This window comes from Plantibacter sp. lyk4-40-MEA-4 (assembly GCF_030209415.1).
GTDB lineage: Bacteria > Actinomycetota > Actinomycetes > Actinomycetales > Microbacteriaceae > Plantibacter > Plantibacter flavus_A.
Genome location: NZ_JARVSA010000002.1, coordinates 127,319 through 142,102, shown reverse-complemented (window position 1 = coordinate 142,102; position 14,784 = coordinate 127,319). Strand labels below are relative to the sequence as shown.

15 protein-coding genes are annotated in these 14,784 nt (G+C 68.8%); 11 read left to right on the top strand and 4 right to left on the bottom strand.

Features of this window, described 5'->3' with window-relative positions:
- The first annotated feature begins 60 nt into the window (after positions 1-60).
- The 4 genes from QRN44_RS02755 to QRN44_RS02740 all read left to right on the top strand — a co-directional run bounded on the left by QRN44_RS02755 (position 61) and on the right by QRN44_RS02740 (position 4,626).
- The gene (locus QRN44_RS02755) at positions 61-1,275 is read left to right on the top strand and encodes an NADP-dependent isocitrate dehydrogenase (RefSeq protein WP_121289696.1); all 1,215 of its coding nucleotides are present in this window, start codon (positions 61-63) and stop codon (positions 1,273-1,275) included.
- A gap of 149 nt (positions 1,276-1,424) precedes the next feature.
- The gene (locus QRN44_RS02750; protein ID WP_121289698.1) at positions 1,425-2,762 is read left to right on the top strand and encodes an ABC transporter substrate-binding protein; all 1,338 of its coding nucleotides are present in this window, start codon (positions 1,425-1,427) and stop codon (positions 2,760-2,762) included.
- A 95-nt stretch (positions 2,763-2,857) separates the two neighbouring features.
- A complete protein-coding gene (locus QRN44_RS02745; RefSeq protein ID WP_121290331.1) occupies positions 2,858-3,712 on the top strand; it encodes a carbohydrate ABC transporter permease in 855 nt (284 codons plus the stop codon).
- Complete coding sequence (locus QRN44_RS02740) at positions 3,709-4,626, top strand: carbohydrate ABC transporter permease (protein WP_082916227.1); 918 nt, start codon at positions 3,709-3,711, stop codon at positions 4,624-4,626. The genes QRN44_RS02745 and QRN44_RS02740 overlap by 4 nt, the downstream gene beginning before the upstream one ends.
- Before the next feature lie 68 nt (positions 4,627-4,694).
- Here QRN44_RS02740 and QRN44_RS02735 read toward each other — a convergent pair whose 3' ends face one another.
- Entirely contained in the window at positions 4,695-5,108 is a 414-nt protein-coding gene (locus QRN44_RS02735; RefSeq protein ID WP_064296639.1) for a hypothetical protein, read from the bottom strand.
- Positions 5,109-5,367: 259 nt separating this feature from the next.
- On the opposite strand from QRN44_RS02735, the gene QRN44_RS02730 reads away from it, so the two are divergent.
- Together QRN44_RS02730 and QRN44_RS02725 are read left to right on the top strand one after the other, a co-directional pair.
- A complete protein-coding gene (locus QRN44_RS02730; RefSeq protein ID WP_121289700.1) occupies positions 5,368-6,279 on the top strand; it encodes an ROK family protein in 912 nt (303 codons plus the stop codon).
- Entirely contained in the window at positions 6,272-7,051 is a 780-nt protein-coding gene (locus tag QRN44_RS02725; protein ID WP_064296637.1) for a glucosamine-6-phosphate deaminase, read from the top strand. The genes QRN44_RS02730 and QRN44_RS02725 overlap by 8 nt, the downstream gene beginning before the upstream one ends.
- A gap of 4 nt (positions 7,052-7,055) precedes the next feature.
- Here QRN44_RS02725 and QRN44_RS02720 read toward each other — a convergent pair whose 3' ends face one another.
- Together QRN44_RS02720 and QRN44_RS02715 are read right to left on the bottom strand one after the other, a co-directional pair.
- The gene (locus QRN44_RS02720; RefSeq protein ID WP_285038215.1) at positions 7,056-7,379 is read right to left on the bottom strand and encodes an AzlD domain-containing protein; all 324 of its coding nucleotides are present in this window, start codon (positions 7,377-7,379) and stop codon (positions 7,056-7,058) included.
- On the bottom strand, positions 7,376-8,065 hold the full coding sequence (locus QRN44_RS02715) for an AzlC family ABC transporter permease (protein WP_121290335.1): 690 nt from the start codon (positions 8,063-8,065) through the stop codon (positions 7,376-7,378). The genes QRN44_RS02720 and QRN44_RS02715 overlap by 4 nt, the downstream gene beginning before the upstream one ends.
- 66 nt (positions 8,066-8,131) lie before the next feature.
- Between QRN44_RS02715 and QRN44_RS02710 the strand changes: the two genes are divergently transcribed.
- Positions 8,132-8,704 (top strand): helix-turn-helix domain-containing protein, encoded by a 573-nt coding sequence (locus QRN44_RS02710; RefSeq protein ID WP_071259444.1) that lies wholly within the window; start codon positions 8,132-8,134, stop codon positions 8,702-8,704.
- Positions 8,705-8,763: 59 nt separating this feature from the next.
- On the opposite strand, the gene QRN44_RS02705 is transcribed toward QRN44_RS02710, so the two are convergent.
- Positions 8,764-10,749: a BglG family transcription antiterminator gene (locus tag QRN44_RS02705; RefSeq protein ID WP_350310085.1), complete on the bottom strand. Its 1,986-nt coding sequence runs from the start codon at positions 10,747-10,749 to the stop codon at positions 8,764-8,766.
- Between the two features lie 124 nt (positions 10,750-10,873).
- Between QRN44_RS02705 and QRN44_RS02700 the strand changes: the two genes are divergently transcribed.
- From QRN44_RS02700 to QRN44_RS02685, 4 genes are read left to right on the top strand one after another with little or no spacing between them, the layout of a single operon-like run.
- Positions 10,874-11,197, top strand: a complete 324-nt coding sequence (locus QRN44_RS02700; RefSeq protein ID WP_071259442.1) for a PTS sugar transporter subunit IIB — start codon at positions 10,874-10,876, stop codon at positions 11,195-11,197.
- 4 nt (positions 11,198-11,201) lie between these two features.
- Positions 11,202-11,477, top strand: a complete 276-nt coding sequence (locus QRN44_RS02695; RefSeq protein WP_064296634.1) for an HPr family phosphocarrier protein — start codon at positions 11,202-11,204, stop codon at positions 11,475-11,477.
- Positions 11,478-11,481: 4 nt separating this feature from the next.
- Entirely contained in the window at positions 11,482-13,161 is a 1,680-nt protein-coding gene (ptsP, locus tag QRN44_RS02690) for a phosphoenolpyruvate--protein phosphotransferase (protein WP_285038214.1), read from the top strand.
- Positions 13,158-14,744, top strand: a complete 1,587-nt coding sequence (locus QRN44_RS02685) for a PTS mannitol transporter subunit IIBC (RefSeq protein WP_064296633.1) — start codon at positions 13,158-13,160, stop codon at positions 14,742-14,744. Before ptsP ends, QRN44_RS02685 begins: the two co-directional genes overlap by 4 nt.
- Positions 14,745-14,784 lie beyond the last annotated feature (40 nt).

Here is a 14,784-nt window from a genome sequence, read left to right as displayed (position 1 = left end):
CCACCGCGTGCGCACCTCCGTAGGCCGCTCGGCTCAGGGCGGCATCAGAAAGGACAACCAGTGTCGAAGATCAAGGTCGAAGGCACCGTCGTCGAACTCGACGGCGATGAGATGACTCGCATCATCTGGCAGTTCATCAAGGACTCGCTCATCCACCCCTACCTCGATGTGAACCTCGAGTACTACGACCTCGGCATCGAGAAGCGTGATGAGACGGACGACCAGATCACGATCGACGCCGCGCACGCCATCCAGAAGCACGGCGTCGGCGTCAAGTGCGCGACCATCACCCCCGACGAGGCACGTGTCGAGGAGTTCGGTCTCAAGAAGATGTGGCGGAGCCCGAACGGCACCATCCGCAACATCCTCGGCGGCGTCATCTTCCGCGAGCCCATCATCATCTCGAACATCCCGCGTCTCGTGCCCGGGTGGAACAAGCCGATCATCATCGGCCGCCACGCGTTCGGCGACCAGTACCGCGCGACCGACTTCCTGTTCAAGGGCGAGGGCAAGCTCACGGTCGAGTTCACGCCCGACGACGGCTCGGAGCCGCAGAAGTTCGAGGTCTTCCAGTCGCCCGGCGACGGCATCGCACAGGTGCAGTACAACCTCGACGCCTCGATCCGCGACTTCGCGCGTGCCAGCCTCAACTACGGCCTGAACCGCAACTACCCGGTGTACCTCTCCACGAAGAACACCATCCTCAAGGCCTACGACGGCCGGTTCAAGGACATCTTCCAGGAGATCTTCGACGCGGAGTTCAAGGAGCGGTTCGAGGCTGCCGGCATCACCTACGAGCACCGACTCATCGACGACATGGTCGCCTCGGCCATGAAGTGGGAGGGCGGTTACGTCTGGGCCTGCAAGAACTACGACGGCGACGTCCAGTCCGACACCGTGGCTCAGGGCTTCGGCTCGCTCGGCCTCATGACGAGCGTGCTGGCCACGCCCGACGGCAAGATCGTGGAGGCCGAGGCCGCACACGGCACCGTCACGCGCCACTACCGCCAGCACCAGCAGGGCAAGCCCACGTCGACGAACCCGATCGCCTCGATCTTCGCGTGGACCCGTGGCCTGCAGCACCGAGGCGTGCTCGACGGCAACCAGGAGCTCATCGAGTTCGCGGCGACCCTCGAGGACGTCGTCATCAAGACGGTCGAGTCCGGTGCCATGACGAAGGACCTCGCGCTCCTCGTCGGCTCCGACCAGGCCTACCAGACCACCGAGGAGTTCCTCGAGACCATCTCGGCGAACCTCAAGGCGCGCCTGGCCTGATGACGTCGGCCTGACCGGTACCGGCACCACACGGACGGGGTCCGGGAGCACACGCTCCCGGGCCCCGTCCGTCGTTCGGGTCACGACGCCGGCCCGGACGGTCGTGTTAGCGTCGATGGACCACCTCGACGACGACGTGAGGACCATCGATGTCACCGATGACGAGAAGACAGTTGCTGGCCTGGGCTGCAGCCGGTGGTGCGACCGCACTCCTGGCGGGCTGTTCCACCCCGGGGACGGTGTCGCCGAACACCGGTCCGACGATCGCCCCGGCCGCCGCCGGTGAACGGATCACGCTCACGTACTGGGCCTGGCTGAAGGACCTTCAGAAGGTCGCCGACGTCTGGAACGCCGACCACCCGAACGTGCAGGTCGAGGCGGTCTGGATCCCCGGAGGCAACGACGGCGGGTATCAGAAGCTGTACTCGGCGCTCGCCGCGGGTGGTGGTCCGGACCTCGCGCAGGTCGAGATGCGGACGCTCCCCGAGTTCCTGCTCGTGAACGGGTTGGTCGACCTCCGGCGCTACGGCGCGGACGAGGTCGCGTCGCGGTACAACGAGACCCTCTGGAACCAGGTCTCCTACGTCGACGGGGTCTACGGGATCCCACAGGACTCCGGTCCGATGGCGCTCTACTACCGCCCGGACCTGCTCGACCGGGTGGGCGCGAAGGCCCCGGCCACCTGGGACGAGTGGTTCCAGGTGGCGGGGGCGGTGCGCGACGCCGACATGTATCTGGACTGCTTCGCCCTCGACGACGCGTCATGGTTCGCGGCCATGGCGACCCAGGCCGGCGCGTCCTGGTTCCGTGTGGACGGCGACCGGTGGATCGTGGATATGACGGACGACGCGACCTTGGAGACGGCCAGGTTCTTCGACCGGGCCATCGACGACGGCGTCATGACCACCTCCTACAGCCAGTTCTCACCGGCCTGGTTCGCCGCTGCGGCGAAGGACTCGATCGCGTCGCTCGCCGGAGCCAGCTGGGGAGACGCCCTCCTGCAGGGCGTCTCGGGGGCCGAGGGCAAGTGGCGGGTCGCGCCGTTGCCCCGGTGGGGGAGCGAGGGGTACGGCTCGACCTTCCAGGGCGGGTCCACGGCTGCCGTCCTGGCGAACAGCGCCCACCCGAGGGAGGCGCTCGAGTTCGCCGTGTGGATGACCACGAGCGACGCCGGCATCGACGCCATGATCGAGCACTCCGGCATCGGGTGGTCGCCGAACGACGCCTACATCGGCTCGCGCCGACAACAGCCGAGCGAGTTCTTCGGTGGCCAGAACTACAACGAGGAGGTCTTCGTGCCGGCCGCCAAGGAACAGAACAACGAGTGGCAGTGGTGGCCACTCACCCAGCAGACCTTCAACATCCTCGCCGACGGGTTCCGGGCCAAGGCCTCGGGCGGCACCCTCGTGGACGCCGTGGTCCAGGGGCAGCGCGACGTCATCACCGCGTTCCGCAACAAGGGCCTCCGGATCGAGGCGGCGTCGTGAGCGCCCTCACGGAACGCCCGGCGCGTGGAGTGGCGGACGACCCGTCCCGGTCGGGGTCGCAGCGCCGACGCCGGACCTCGGTCGCGGCTCCGTGGATGCTCCTCGGACCATTCCTGGCGCTCTTCGTCCTCACCTTCATCCTGCCGATCATCGTCGCGGTCGGCAGCAGCTTCGTCCGTGTCTCACGGAAGGGTGTCTTCGGGGAGGAGGGCGTCACGACCGAGTTCGCGTGGTTCTCCAACTACGCCCAGGCCCTGGAGAACGGCAACTTCATCGCCTCGATCGGCCGGATGCTCCTCTTCGGCGTCGTGCAGGTCACGGTCATGATCGCGCTGTGCACCCTGCTGGCGCTCCTCCTCGAGTCCGCCTCCGCGAAGTGGCCGGGGTTCTTCCGGGCCGTGTACTTCCTGCCCTACGGCATCCCCGGCGTGATCGCGACGATCCTCTGGTCGTTCCTCTACGTCCCGGGACTCAGCCCGATCATCGACATCGCCGGGGCAATGGGGATCGAGCTCGACTTCCTCGGCGCCGGCACGGTGCTCTGGTCCATCGCCAACATCGTGACCTGGACCTACACCGGGTACAACATGATGATCGTCGTCGCCCAATTGAAGGCCATCCCCGGCGAGGTCTACGAAGCCGCGAAGGTCGACGGCGCCGGGCCGTTCCGCGTCGCGGCGAGCATCCAGCTTCCGCTCATCCGGCCGGCGCTCATCCTCACGACCGTGTTCTCCATCATCGGCACGCTCCAGCTCTTCGCCGAGCCCCAGGTGCTGCAGACCGTGTCGCCCGCGATCGACAACGAGTACACGCCGAACCTCAGCGCCTACACGACCGCGTTCGCCTACAACGACTACAACGTCGCCGCAGCGCAGGCGGTGCTCATCGCCCTGGTCGCGTTCGCGCTGTCGTTCATCTTCCTGCGGCTGACGTCGAGGAGGGCATCATGAGCGAGACCCGGAGCATCACGACCGCGACCTCGTCGAAGCGAGCCCAGCGGCTGAGCGACCAGCAGGGGCGCCCCGGTGGGTCCAGGGGGATGCGGGTGCTCGTGACGGGCATCCTCGTCGTCGTCGCGGTCTACTTCCTGGTGCCCGTGTACTGGGTGGTGATCGCTGCGACCAAGAGCACCGAGGATCTGTTCGGCAGCAACGGCTTCCTCCTCGGCTCGGAGTTCTCGTTGTGGTCGAACCTCCACGAGGTACTCACCTACGACGGCGGCATCTTCGTCCGCTGGTTCGGCAACTCGGTGCTTTATGCGGGCGTGGGAGCCCTCATCGCGACGTACCTCGCCGCGGCAGGCGGGTACGCGCTCGCGAAGTACCGGTTCCGCGGGCGCAACCTCGTCTTCGGCACCATCCTCGGCGGGGTCCTCGTGCCGGGGACGGCCACAGCACTCCCGCTGTTCCTGCTCTTCAGTCAGCTGGGGCTCGCGAACACGTACTGGTCGGTGCTCCTTCCGTCGCTCGTCTCGCCGTTCGGGTTGTTCCTCTGCCGGATCTACGCCGACGCGACGATCGACGACTCGCTCATCGAGGCCGCACGGATCGACGGCGCGAGCGAGCTGCGGATCTTCCACACCGTGGGGCTGAAGATCCTCACGCCCGCGCTCGTGACCGTCTTCCTCTTCCAGCTCGTCGGGATCTGGAACAACTACTTCCTGCCACTCGTCATGCTGTCCGACAGCACGCTGTACCCGATCACCCTGGGCCTGAACAACTGGCGGAGCCAGGTCGACCGCCTGCCGGAGTTCTACGAGCTGACGACCGGCGGCGCACTGTTGTCGATCATCCCCTTGGCGATCGCGATGATCGTGCTGCAGCGCTTCTGGCGTGGCGGGCTCACCGAGGGATCCGTGAAGTAGCCGACGGCCCGGAGACGGCGACGGGCCCCGGATCAGCCGATCCGGGGCCCGTCGTCAGTCGTGTCGAGCTAGAGGCTGCAGGTGTTGCCGAGCGTGGTGAATTCGTCCTGGAGCTTCGTGAGTGAATCGGTGAGCCCGGTCTGGTCGACGTTCTGCGGGTCGTCGACAGCCGTCTTCGCGACGTCGATGAAGTCGTTGAGTGCCTTGACCGAGTCGTTCGCCGCGGTCTTCACCTCGTCGTTCGTGACCTTGTCGGCCGCAGCCTTGAACGTTCCGGAGAAGTCGTCGAGCTGGGTGACGGCCGCCTCGGGGTCGGAGGACAGCGAGCTCAGGCCCGACTGCAGCTGCGAAGCCGACTCCGTCACCTCGGACTGGATGAGCTTGCACGCATCCTCCTTGCTCTGGGCGCCGCCGGCACAACCGGTGAGGAGCAGGCCAGAGACGGCGATCGCGCCGAGGAATGCTGCTGCGTTCTTCTTCATGGTGGTGTGATTCCCCCGTGTTCGGTGCCCGTGGCGGGCCCGCCCGCGCGCTGCGGGTCGGCCTCCAGGCTACCCGGTGGAGCCCGCAACCCGCAGGCGGACGCCGTCCGACGCTGGTGCGTGGTCGTCTCCGACATGGACGCGAGCCCCGTTTATTTGTAAGCTTGGCGAACAAACCGGTGGTGCGAGCGGGTCGCTCCACGGATCGAAGGAACCACAGCATGCAGACGCGCCACGACGCCCTCCGGAGACGAAGCGCGTGAGGGTAGGACTCGACATCGGCGGCACGAAGACCGATGCCGTCGTCGTGACGGACGACGGCGCGCTCCTGCATCGGCTCAGGCTGGTCACGGGACGCGGGCCCGAAGCCGTCGTCGAGACCGCCGTCGAGGCCGTCAGTCGGCTCTCCGACGCCGTCGCGCGCCCGATCGACGCCTTCACCTCGGTCGGCGTCGGCATCCCCGGGCTGACCGTCCCGGGCACCGGTCGGGTGACCCACGCCGTCAACCTCGACGTGGAGGAACTCGAGCTCGGTGCGATCCTCACCCAGCGACTCAGGGTCCCGGTCGCCGTGGAGAACGATGTGAAGGCGGCCGCCCTCGGCGCCTGGCAGCTGCTCGACGGTTCCGGCACGATGGCCTACCTCAATCTGGGCACGGGCGTCGCCGCAGGTATCGTCACGGACGGCCGGCTCTGGCGGGGCTCGAGCGGGGTCGCCGGCGAGGTCGGGCATCTGTCCGTCGATCCGCTCGGTGACCGCTGCGGGTGCGGACAGCGGGGGTGCGTCGAGACCATGGCCGCCGGTGGTGCGGTCTCCGCCGCCTGGGGAGCCGACGTGGCCCTGCCGGTGCTCGACCTCTTCGACCACGCCGACGCCGGGGACCCGCGGGCCGTCGCCCTCCGCGCACGCCTGGGTCACGGTGCGGCCGCGGCCGTCCGCATCCTGACCCTCACCGTCGACGCCGACGACATCGTCCTCGGAGGAGGACTCACCGCTCTCGGCGAGCGACTGCTCGCCGTCATCCGCGAGGCTCTGGCCGAATCCGCCGCCGGGTCTCGATTCGTCGCATCATTGCAGTTGGAACAGCGCGTGCGCCTCGTGCCGACGGGATCCCCCGTCGCGGCGATCGGCGCAGCGCTCGTGGGAAGAGGAGAACCGTCGCATGGCTGAAGTCGTGATCGTGGGGGACAGTGGTGCCGCAGGCGCCCTCGTCGCGGAGGCGATCGTCTCCCTGATCGAGGAGCGTCCGGACGCCGTCCTCGGGCTGGCGACGGGTTCGACCCCGCTCCCCGTCTACGAGGCCCTCGCGACCCGGTCCCGCGGCCTCGACCTCTCGCAGGTGCGAGGGTTCGCCCTCGACGAGTACGTCGGTCTGCCGGCCGGGCACCCCGAGTCGTACCGTTCCGTCATCACACGTGAGGTCGTCGAGCCGCTCGGCCTCGTGCCCGAGCGCATCCAGGTGCCGAACGGTGCGGCCGAGACCATCCAGCACGCGGGCGCCGACTACGAAGCGGCGATCCAGGCCGCCGGTGGCGTCGACCTGCAGATCCTCGGCATCGGGACCGACGGCCACATCGGGTTCAACGAACCGGGCTCGTCGTTCGCCTCGCTCACCCGCGTGAAGACCCTGACGGAGCAGACCCGCCGGGACAACGCACGGTTCTTCGACTCGATCGACGACGTCCCCATGCACTGCATCACCCAGGGTCTCGGCACCATCCTCCGGGCGAGGCACCTCGTCCTCCTCGCCTTCGGCGCCGGCAAGGCGGCTGCGATCGCCGCTGCGCTCGAGGGACCGCTCTCCGCCAACCTCCCCGGTTCGGCGGTGCAGCTGCACCCGCGCGCCACGGTGGTCCTCGATGAAGCGGCGGCGTCCGAGCTGCAGCACGCCGACTACTACCGCTACGCGTACGCCAACAAGCCCGCCTGGCAAGGTATCTGACGGCTCAGGCGACGCCCCCCAGTCGGAGGAGTGCCGTGGTGAGGGCCGCCGCGAGGACGATGACGACGAACGGTGCCTTCCTCCAGGCGAGGACGCCGGCCACCAGGACGCCCGAGAGTCGTGCGAATCCCGCGAAGTGCTGGTCCTGGGTCAGGGCCGTGGTCGTGAGCACCGCCATGAGCAGGACGATGGCGGCGTCCGCGAGCAGGGTCTCGACCCGTTCCGAGACCTCGGCGCGGGTGCGCAGGAGTGGCCCGGCCAGGCGGAACGTGTAGGTGCCCACGGCGAGGACGAGGACCCCGACCAGCACGAGCATCGACTGGTTCACGCGGTGACCTCCGGCTTCGGCTGCTTCCGGCCGAAGCCGAACAGGAGGCCGACGAGCGACAACAGGACGGGGATCCCCGAGGGGAGGAACGGCGTCGCGGCGACGGCGACGAGCGCGCCGACGAGTGCGGCTCGGCGTGTGCGGCGCTCGCGGAGGGCGGGGAAGATGAGGGCGAGCAGCACTGCGGGGAACATCACGTCGAGTCCGAAGGCGTCCGTGTCCTCGATCACGGTGCCGGCGAAGGCTCCGAGTGCCGCGCCCGCCGGCCAGCAGAGGAGGATGCCGAGGCCGCACGCCCAGAACGCGGCGCGCTTCCGCTCCAGGGTGTCCTGATCGAGCGCGAAGACCACGGACTCGTCGTTGAGGAGGTGTGTACCGAGCACGCGGCGCCAGCCCGTGCCGACGACCTCATGGATCGCGAGGCCGAACGGCAGGTGACGGGCGTTCACGAGCAGCCCTGCCAGCGCTGCGGTGAGCGGACTCCCGCCGGCCGCGACGATCCCGACGAACAGGATCTCCGATGCGCCGGCGAGGACGAGCAGGGCGAGCGCCAGGACAACCCAGGGCTGGATGCCCGAGTGCACGGCGACGGCTCCGTAGGAGATGCCGACCAGTCCGTCGGCGACGCAGACCAGCGCGATGGCCCGCGTGGTCGGCCGACCGAGGTGACTCCATATCGAACGCACGTACACTATATTGAACGCGCACGAACCGTTCGTCAAATCGAACGCGTAATACCTTGGAGCGAACGCATGACGCAGGTCGAACCATCCGACGACGGAGCACCGCACGCCGCGGTCGCGGCGGCGCTGACCCGCGAGCGGCAGCGGACCGGCCTCTCACTCGCGGAGGTGGCCCGTCGAGCCGGGATCGCGAAGTCGACCCTCTCGCAGTTGGAGGCGGGGCTCGGGAACCCGAGTCTCGAGACCCTCTGGGCGCTCAGCGTCACCCTCGACGTCCCCTTCGCCCGCCTGGTCGAGCCGGTGCGACGGCCGGTCCAGGTCATCCGTGCCGGTGAGGGGCCGACCCTCGCCGCGTCCGGGGCGGACTACGTCGCGACGGTGTTGTCCGCCTGCCCGCCGAACGCCCGACGCGACATCTACCGCATCGTCGTCGAACCCGGGGAGCCGAGGCGCTCGGAGCCGCACATGCCGGGCGTCGTCGAGCACTGGATCCTCAGCACCGGTCGCGCGTCCATCGGGCCCGTCGGCGAGGAGGTCGAACTCGGTCCGGGGGACTACCTCGCCCACGCCGGGGACGTGCCGCACGTCTTCGAGGCACTCGAGCCGGGTACGACCGCCGTGGTGGTCACCGAACACGTCTGAGCACCTCGACAGGCTCGGTGACCGGGGCGGCTCGGTGACCGGGGCGGCTCGACGGCTGATCAGCCGTCGATGACGTGCACGAGCTCGTCGATGAAGCCGGCGAAGTCCTCGGAACGGCGGATGATCCGGGCGACGCTCGAGCGCTCCGAGAACACCTCGACGAACTGGTCGAAGACCGTCTGGAACGCAGCGCGACCCGATTCGCTGAACGCCACGAGTGCGACGACGCTCACGCGCGCTCCGCCCCACTCCATCGGCGTCTCGTTCACCGCGATCGCGATGGCGGTCGAGTGCGCGGTCATCGCCATGGCGTGCGGCACGGCCAAGGTGTCGGTGAACGCCGTCGACGACATGCGCTCCCGCTCGATCGCCGCGGTGAGGTAGCTCTCGTCGATGATCCCCTGGGCGATCATGCGCTCGCCGAGCAGGCGGATCATGCCCTCCTCGTCTTCGGCGTGCGCGTTCCGGAGGAAGAGGTCCGGGTGGAAGTACTGCAGCAGTTCGTCGGTGATCTCCGACAAACGGGACGACCTCCGCACGCGGCTGACCGCACTCCGGACGCGCTCCACGTCGGCCGCGGTGAGGAACGGTTGGATGACGACGATGCCGTCGGCAGGGGCCGGTGGCTCGATCGTCGTGAGCACGAGCTCGGTGTCGATTCCGGCCCAGTCGACATCGGTGCGGGTGATGACGGATCGGACGTCGAGGACGTCGCCCAGCTGCGATTCGACGCGTCGACGCAGCACCTCGTGCATGTCGTAGTAGCCGGCGGAGACGATCGTGGAACCGAGGAGAGCCTCCTTGCGGGCCTTCTGCTCGAGCTGGGCACCGACGTGCATCGCGATGTAGGCGATCTCGTCGTCGTTGATGATGATCGAGCCGTGTCGCTGCAGTTGGCTGGCGATGAAGACCGCGAGCTCGTAGATCATCGGGTACGAGGTCTTGATCGAGCGGGTCAGCGGATTGCGTGAGTAGGACTGGTCCTGTGCACGACGGATGAGGTTCTGGACGTGGAGGGTGAGCCGGACGATGAAGTCCTCGTCGGAGAGGTCGACGAGGTACTCTCGGCCGGCACGGTCGACGGCCTGACGGACGGCGGCGAGGTCGTCCTGGTTGACGTAGTCGTCGACGAGGACTTCGGCGGGAGCCCCGCTGCCCGGCGTCACCACCCGCGTCACGAGCAGGTAGCTGAGGTAGACGAGGTCGCCGTCGCCGAGCGCGACGTGGAAGTGAGCGTCGACGAGCCGCGCCAGATCCTCCGCGACCGCCTCGACCTCCGGGGTGCGCGGAGCGTGGTCGGCGGGCTCCGCCGGACGGTCCTTCGTGACCCGGTCGATGGCGATCGCGATGTGGAGCAGGACGTTCGCGATGCCGTACTCGTTCACGTAGTACCCGCGCGCGGTCAAGGCCTCGAGCAGCTCGCCCTTGAACGGGCTGAACTCGTTCGGCGCGAACGCGCGCTGGAGCGCCTCGAGCTCGACGATGCCGCGGTCGGTCTCGTCGCGGAACATGCGGCTGAGGAGCCGTCTCCGCTCGGTCTCACCGCCCGCCATCGTCACCGTCGATCCGGAACGGTCGAGCGTGAGGGCGGTGTCGGCGAGCATGGCACGGACCCGGCCCAGGTCGCCCTCGACGGTCGACTCGCTGACGTGGAGCCGCTGTGCCGTCTCATGCACGTCGATCCCCGAGGGGGCGCTGATGAGCAGCCGGACGAGCCCGTAGAGCCGATCCCGGGGCGTCTCCGATTCGAACGCCGATGCGGCTCGTCGCCGGTAGACCGCGTAGCCGTCGGCGTTCAGCCGATACCCGTTCGGCCCGGACTCGACGACGTCGTGCGGTGCCGTGCGGGTGTTGACCGCCGTGACGTAGCTGCGGACGCTGCGCGGTGTGACGCCGAGCACCTCCGCGACCTCGGTGGCCGTCGTCCAGCCGTCCCGTCCCGCGAGGTAGCCGAGCATGCGGTCGTGTTTCTCGCGTGCCACGATGCCCTCTCCGTCGGTCGGCCGTCGCGCGGTCCGGGCGAACCGCTCCACCGAGTCAACCACCTTCCCGGCTGCTTCCGCGCGTTCGACGACCTTTCCGCCCCGGCGGAAGAGCTTCTGGTGGAGCCACGAGGGGCGCGACGGAATGATGGGTTGGTAGGCAATCGGCGGTTCTGGAGAAGGTTCGATGAAGATCCTGGTGATTTGCGGCGCGGGTGCGTCGAGCACGTTCATGGCCCAACGCCTGCGTCGCGCGGCAGCCGACCGATCGATCGACGTCTCCGTCGCGGCCGGTGCCGAATCGCAGGTCCTCGGCGGCACGATCGCCCTCGACGGTGTCGACGTCCTGCTCGTCGGCGCCCACCTCGCCGACCACGAGGCCGCGCTGCGCGCAGCGGCCGAGCCTACCGGCACCGCGGTCGCCGTCCTGCCCGGCGACGTCTTCGGCGTCGAGGGTGGCGCGCGAGCCCTCGAACTCGTCCTCTCGATCCAATCACCAACCAGGAGGTAACCCCATGGCAACTCGAACCGTCCGCATCGGCTCGTCGCACGGCCTGCATGCCAGGCCCGCGAAGCTGTTCACGCAGGCTGCGAAGGACGCCGGGGTCCCGGTGACGATCGCGAAGGGCAGCGGCAAGCCCGTCAATGCGGCGAGCATCCTCGGCGTGATCGCGCTCGCCGTCGAGCACGGCGACTACGTGACCCTGTCCGTCGACGGCGAGGGCGCCGCAGCCGAGGGCACCCTCGACACGCTCTCCGAGCTCCTGGTGACCGACCATGACGAGCAGTAGTCCGATGACCGCGTTCCAGGGCATCGGTATCGGCCAGGGCATCGCCGTCGGCCCGGTGGCCCGCATGGCCGACCCGCTCCCCGCGCCCGCCGACGTCGCCAGCACCCTCGACCTCGCGACCGAGACCGAACGCGCGAACACCTCCCTCGCCGCGGTCGCCCGCGAACTCGAAGCCCGAGGCGCCGCCGCCGGTGGTGCAGCTCGTGACGTCCTCGAGGCCCAGGCGATGATGGCGGAGGACCCGACCCTCGCCGAGGAGATCGCCACGCGGCTCGCGGACGGCAAGACCGCCGAGTGGGCCGTCCACGCGGCGTTCGCCTCGTTCCGCGACCAGCTCGCCGCGATGGGCGGCTACCTCGGGGAGCGCGCCGCCGACCTCGACGACGTGTCACAGCGGGTCATCGCCGACCTCATGGGCGTGCCGGCCCCCGGCGTCCCCTCACCCGGCCACCCGTTCATCCTCGTCGCCCGCGACCTCGCACCGGCCGACACCGCTCTCCTCGACCTCGACCTGGTCCTCGGGCTCGTCACGAGCGACGGCGGCCCGACCTCGCACACGGCGATCCTCGCCCGCGAGAAGTCGATCGTCGCGATCGTCGGCGTCGTCGGAGCGGCCGAGCTGACCGACGGCACGACGCTCGTCGTCGACGCGGCAGCCGGTGAGATCACGGTCGATCCGACGCCCGAGCTCGTCGCCGCCACGGAGCAGCGCATCGCCGACCGCCTCGCGCTCGTGAACGCACCGGTCGTCCCCGGTGCACTGGCGGACGGCACCCCGGTGCCGCTGCTCGCCAACCTGGGCTCGGCCGAGCACGCCGACGCCGCCGCGGAGCTCGGCGCCGAGGGCGTCGGCCTCTTCCGCACCGAGTTCCTCTTCCTGGACCAGGCGCTCGCGCCCACGGTCGAGCAGCAGCGCGCGCACTACGAGAAGCTTCTGAACGCCTTCCCCGGCCAGAAGGTCGTCGTGCGCGTCCTCGACGCCGGAGCCGACAAGCCGTTGGCGTTCCTCAACGACGCGCACGAGGACAACCCGGCGCTCGGACTCCGTGGCCTCCGTGCGCTGCGGGCGAGCGAGGACATCCTGCGCGAGCAGCTCACGGCGCTCGCCCAGGCCGACGCCGCGACGGACGCCGACCTCTGGGTCATGGCCCCGATGGTGTCGACCGTCGAGGAGACGAAGTACTTCATGGCGATCGCCGCCGAGTACGGCCTGAAGACGCCCGGCGTCATGGTGGAGGTGCCGTCGAGCGCCCTCCTCGCCGACCGCGTCCTCGCCCACGCCGGATTCGCGTCGATCGGGACCAACGACCTCACGCAGTACACGCTCGCCGCGGACCGCCTGCTCGGTTCCGTCGGCGCGTTCCAGGACCCGTGGCACCCGGCGGTCCTCCGCCTCGTGCAGCTCGTCGGCGAAGCCGGCCAACACCACGGCAAGCCGGTCGGCATCTGCGGCGAAGCAGCCGCCGACCCGCTCCTCGCCGTCGTCCTCGTCGGACTCGGCGCCACCACCCTGTCCATGTCACCGTCGGCGCTCGCCGACGTCCGTCACTCCCTCCAGCAGTACACGCTCGACGATGCCCGGCGCATCGCGGCAGCAGCACTGGCCGCCGACGGTGCGGCCGAAGCCAGGGCAGCGGCCACCGCTGCAACGACTCCCGAAATGAAAGAGGCAACATCATCATGACAACGACGTCTACTCCCAAGAAGCCGGGAGGTGCACGAGTCGGCGTACAGCGATTCGGCACCTTCCTCTCCGGCATGGTCATGCCGAACATCGCGGCCTTCATCGCCTGGGGCCTCATCACCGCGTTCTTCATAGCGACCGGCTGGTTCCCGAACGGGATCCTCGGCGGCTTCGGCAACGCCGACCTCATCGGCTGGCAGGGTGCCGCGACGGCGCTCGCGCAGGCCGACGACGGTACGACCTTCCCGCAGTACGTCGGCCTCGTCGGCCCGATGATCACGTACCTGCTCCCGTTGCTCATCGCGAACACCGGCGGCCGCATGATCTACGGTGAGCGTGGCGGCGTCGTCGCGTCCATCGCGACCATGGGTGTCATCGTCGGCAGTGCGATCCCGATGTTCATCGGTGCGATGATCATGGGCCCGCTCGCCGCGTGGCTCATGAAGCAGGTGGACCGGATCTGGGACGGCAAGATCAAGGCCGGCTTCGAGATGCTGGTCAACAACTTCTCCGCGGGTATCCTGGGAGCCCTCCTCGCCATCGGTGGCTTCTTCGGTATCGCACCGATCGTCACCGCGCTCAGCAGCTTCCTCGAGGGCATCGTCGACTGGCTCGTCGCCAACTCGCTCCTGCCGATCGCGAGCATCTTCATCGAGCCGGGCAAGATCCTCTTCCTCAACAACGCCATCAACCACGGTGTGCTGACCCCGCTCGGTGTCCAGCAGTCCGAGGAGACCGGCAAGTCGATCCTGTTCCTCCTCGAGGCGAACCCCGGCCCGGGCCTCGGCATCCTGCTCGCGTTCTGCTTCTTCGGCATCGGTCTCGCGAAGGCGTCGGCCCCCGGCGCGGTCATCATCCAGTTCTTCGGTGGCATCCACGAGATCTACTTCCCGTACGTGCTCATGAAGCCGATGCTGGTCCTGGCCGCGATCGGTGGCGGTATGGCCGGTGTGGCGACGAACGTCGCGTTCAACACGGGTCTCCGCGCCCCGGCCTCGCCGGGCAGCATCATCGCCGTCCTCATCCAGACGGCGCCCGACAGCTACGTCGGCGTGATCCTGTCGGTCATCGTCGCAGCAGCCGTCTCGTTCGCGATCTCCGCGATCATCCTGCGGGCCAGCCGGAAGCGCGACCTCGAGAACGAGAACGCCGGTGACCTCTCGGCCGCGGTCGCCGCGACCGAAGCCGCCAAGGGCAAGAAGTCGAGCGTGCTCGGCAACCTGTCCGCCGGAAGCGCCGCAGCCGGTGCGGACGTCGTCGACGAGGGCGTCGTCACGACGCTCGAGCGCGGACCGATCCGCAACATCGTCTTCGCCTGCGACGCCGGTATGGGTTCGAGTGCGATGGGCGCCTCGGTGCTCCGCAACAAGATCAAGAAGGCCGGCATCGACGAGATCACCGTCACCAACAAGGCGATCGCGAACCTCGCCGACGACGTCGACCTCGTCATCACCCAGCGCGAGCTGACGGAGCGCGCGAAGGAGAAGACCCCGAGTGCCGTGCACATGTCGGTCGACAACTTCATGAACTCTCCGAAGTACGACGAAGTGGTGGAGTTGCTCCGCGGAGAGGGAGCACACTAGCAACGGAACGATCCCGGGGCGCACGCGAACGGCGTGCGCC

What these genes read in the sequence shown, in the direction of transcription:
- QRN44_RS02745 (WP_121290331.1), top strand. Translation starts at nt 2,858, where the DNA reads ATGCTCCTCGGACCATTCCTGGCGCTCTTCGTCCTCACCTTCATCCTG.
- QRN44_RS02710 (WP_071259444.1), top strand. Translation starts at nt 8,132, where the DNA reads ATGACGCAGGTCGAACCATCCGACGACGGAGCACCGCACGCCGCGGTC.
- QRN44_RS02740 (WP_082916227.1), top strand. Translation starts at nt 3,709, where the DNA reads ATGAGCGAGACCCGGAGCATCACGACCGCGACCTCGTCGAAGCGAGCC.
- QRN44_RS02735 (WP_064296639.1), bottom strand. Translation starts at nt 5,108, where the DNA reads ATGAAGAAGAACGCAGCAGCATTCCTCGGCGCGATCGCCGTCTCTGGC.
- QRN44_RS02725 (WP_064296637.1), top strand. Translation starts at nt 6,272, where the DNA reads ATGGCTGAAGTCGTGATCGTGGGGGACAGTGGTGCCGCAGGCGCCCTC.
- ptsP (WP_285038214.1), top strand. Translation starts at nt 11,482, where the DNA reads ATGACCGCGTTCCAGGGCATCGGTATCGGCCAGGGCATCGCCGTCGGC.
- QRN44_RS02695 (WP_064296634.1), top strand. Translation starts at nt 11,202, where the DNA reads ATGGCAACTCGAACCGTCCGCATCGGCTCGTCGCACGGCCTGCATGCC.
- QRN44_RS02750 (WP_121289698.1), top strand. Translation starts at nt 1,425, where the DNA reads ATGTCACCGATGACGAGAAGACAGTTGCTGGCCTGGGCTGCAGCCGGT.
- QRN44_RS02685 (WP_064296633.1), top strand. Translation starts at nt 13,158, where the DNA reads ATGACAACGACGTCTACTCCCAAGAAGCCGGGAGGTGCACGAGTCGGC.
- QRN44_RS02700 (WP_071259442.1), top strand. Translation starts at nt 10,874, where the DNA reads ATGAAGATCCTGGTGATTTGCGGCGCGGGTGCGTCGAGCACGTTCATG.